We start from the raw sequence: 3,380 nt of genomic DNA on the forward strand, positions 1-3,380 counted from the left end.
AAAACAAAACCCCAACTGCTTTCGCAATTGGGGTTTCGGAATTTAATCTTGACGATGACCTACTCTCACATGGGGAAACCCCACACTACCATCGGCGATGCATCGTTTCACTGCTGAGTTCGGGATGGGATCAGGTGGTTCCAACGCTCTATGGTCGTCAAGAAATTCGGGTACTGACTCGTGACCGAATGGCCTCGCTTCAGCAAATTGGGTATGTGACAGCTGTCGGTGTTTGTGCGTTTCGAACTTTCGGTTCGTTTCGTCTTCACACACCGCAATCTGGTGCCTTTTCAGGTCAGCAAATTGCTTGGGTGTTATATGGTCAAGCCTCACGGGCAATTAGTATTGGTTAGCTCAACGCCTCACAGCGCTTACACACCCAACCTATCAACGTCGTAGTCTTCGACGGCCCTTCAGGGAACTCAAGGTTCCAGTGAGATCTCATCTTGAGGCAAGTTTCCCGCTTAGATGCTTTCAGCGGTTATCTTTCCCGAACATAGCTACCCGGCAATGCCACTGGCGTGACAACCGGAACACCAGAGGTTCGTCCACTCCGGTCCTCTCGTACTAGGAGCAGCCCCTCTCAAATCTCAAACGTCCACGGCAGATAGGGACCGAACTGTCTCACGACGTTCTAAACCCAGCTCGCGTACCACTTTAAATGGCGAACAGCCATACCCTTGGGACCGGCTTCAGCCCCAGGATGTGATGAGCCGACATCGAGGTGCCAAACACCGCCGTCGATATGAACTCTTGGGCGGTATCAGCCTGTTATCCCCGGAGTACCTTTTATCCGTTGAGCGATGGCCCTTCCATACAGAACCACCGGATCACTAAGACCTACTTTCGTACCTGCTCGACGTGTCTGTCTCGCAGTCAAGCGCGCTTTTGCCTTTATACTCTACGACCGATTTCCGACCGGTCTGAGCGCACCTTCGTACTCCTCCGTTACTCTTTAGGAGGAGACCGCCCCAGTCAAACTACCCACCATACACTGTCCTCGATCCGGATAACGGACCTGAGTTAGAACCTCAAAGTTGCCAGGGTGGTATTTCAAGGATGGCTCCACGCGAACTGGCGTCCACGCTTCAAAGCCTCCCACCTATCCTACACAAGCAAATTCAAAGTCCAGTGCAAAGCTATAGTAAAGGTTCACGGGGTCTTTCCGTCTAGCCGCGGATACACTGCATCTTCACAGCGATTTCAATTTCACTGAGTCTCGGGTGGAGACAGCGCCGCCATCGTTACGCCATTCGTGCAGGTCGGAACTTACCCGACAAGGAATTTCGCTACCTTAGGACCGTTATAGTTACGGCCGCCGTTTACCGGGGCTTCGATCAAGAGCTTCGCGTTAGCTAACCCCATCAATTAACCTTCCGGCACCGGGCAGGCGTCACACCCTATACGTCCACTTTCGTGTTTGCAGAGTGCTGTGTTTTTAATAAACAGTCGCAGCGGCCTGGTATCTTCGACCGGCATGAGCTTACGGAGCAAGTCCTTCACCCTCACCGGCGCACCTTCTCCCGAAGTTACGGTGCCATTTTGCCTAGTTCCTTCACCCGAGTTCTCTCAAGCGCCTTGGTATTCTCTACCCAACCACCTGTGTCGGTTTGGGGTACGGTTCCTGGTTACCTGAAGCTTAGAAGCTTTTCTTGGAAGCATGGCATCAACCACTTCGTCACCCAAAGGGTAACTCGTCATCAGCTCTCGGCCTTAAGATCCCGGATTTACCTAAGATCTCAGCCTACCACCTTAAACTTGGACAACCAACGCCAAGCTGGCCTAGCCTTCTCCGTCCCTCCATCGCAATAACCAGAAGTACAGGAATATTAACCTGTTTTCCATCGACTACGCTTTTCAGCCTCGCCTTAGGGACCGACTAACCCTGCGTCGATTAACGTTGCGCAGGAAACCTTGGTCTTTCGGCGTGGGTGTTTTTCACACCCATTGTCGTTACTCATGTCAGCATTCGCACTTCTGATACCTCCAGCAAGCTTCTCAACTCACCTTCACAGGCTTACAGAACGCTCCTCTACCGCATCATCCGAAGATGATACCCGTAGCTTCGGTGTATGGTTTGAGCCCCGTTACATCTTCCGCGCAGGCCGACTCGACTAGTGAGCTATTACGCTTTCTTTAAAGGGTGGCTGCTTCTAAGCCAACCTCCTAGCTGTCTAAGCCTTCCCACATCGTTTCCCACTTAACCATAACTTTGGGACCTTAGCTGACGGTCTGGGTTGTTTCCCTTTTCACGACGGACGTTAGCACCCGCCGTGTGTCTCCCATGCTCGGCACTTGTAGGTATTCGGAGTTTGCATCGGTTTGGTAAGTCGGGATGACCCCCTAGCCGAAACAGTGCTCTACCCCCTACAGTGATACATGAGGCGCTACCTAAATAGCTTTCGAGGAGAACCAGCTATCTCCGAGCTTGATTAGCCTTTCACTCCGATCCACAGGTCATCCGCTAACTTTTCAACGGTAGTCGGTTCGGTCCTCCAGTCAGTGTTACCTAACCTTCAACCTGCCCATGGATAGATCGCCCGGTTTCGGGTCTATTCCCAGCGACTAGACGCCCTATTAAGACTCGCTTTCGCTACGCCTCCCCTATTCGGTTAAGCTCGCCACTGAAAATAAGTCGCTGACCCATTATACAAAAGGTACGCAGTCACAGAACAAAGTCTGCTCCCACTGCTTGTACGCATACGGTTTCAGGATCTATTTCACTCCCCTCTCCGGGGTTCTTTTCGCCTTTCCCTCACGGTACTAGTTCACTATCGGTCAGTCAGTAGTATTTAGCCTTGGAGGATGGTCCCCCCATATTCAGACAAAGTTTCTCGTGCTCCGTCCTACTCGATTTCATGACTAAGAGATTTTCGCGTACAGGGCTATCACCCACTATGGCCGCACTTTCCAGAGCGTTCCGCTAATCTCAAAGCCACTTAAGGGCTAGTCCCCGTTCGCTCGCCACTACTAAGGGAATCTCGGTTGATTTCTTTTCCTCAGGGTACTTAGATGTTTCAGTTCCCCTGGTTCGCCTCTTGCACCTATGTATTCAGTACAAGATAACCATCTTATGATGGCTGGGTTCCCCCATTCAGACATCTCCGGATCAAAGTCTGTTTGCCGACTCCCCGAAGCTTTTCGCAGGCTACCACGTCTTTCATCGCCTCTGACTGCCAAGGCATCCACCGTATGCGCTTCTTCACTTGACCATATAACCCCAAGCAATCTGGTTATACTGTGAAGACGACATTCGCCGAAAATTCGAATTTCTCAACTAAGAGAACTCACAAATTTTACCTTAGCCTGATCCGTTACCAGTGAAAGTAACGTTCAGTCTATCTTTCTATCACATACCCAAATTTTTAAAGAACGATCTA

2 rRNA genes are annotated in these 3,380 nt (G+C 51.0%); both read right to left on the minus strand.

Going from position 1 to position 3,380, the window contains the following annotated elements:
* Positions 1-46: 46 nt before the first annotated feature.
* Positions 47-162 (minus strand): 5S ribosomal RNA (gene rrf, locus PS14A_RS26435).
* 156 nt (positions 163-318) lie between these two features.
* Positions 319-3,212, minus strand: a 23S ribosomal RNA gene (locus PS14A_RS26440).
* Between the last annotated feature and the right edge of the window lie 168 nt (positions 3,213-3,380).

The organism is Pseudomonas sp. 14A (assembly GCF_018132745.1).
GTDB lineage: Bacteria > Pseudomonadota > Gammaproteobacteria > Pseudomonadales > Pseudomonadaceae > Aquipseudomonas > Aquipseudomonas mercuritolerans.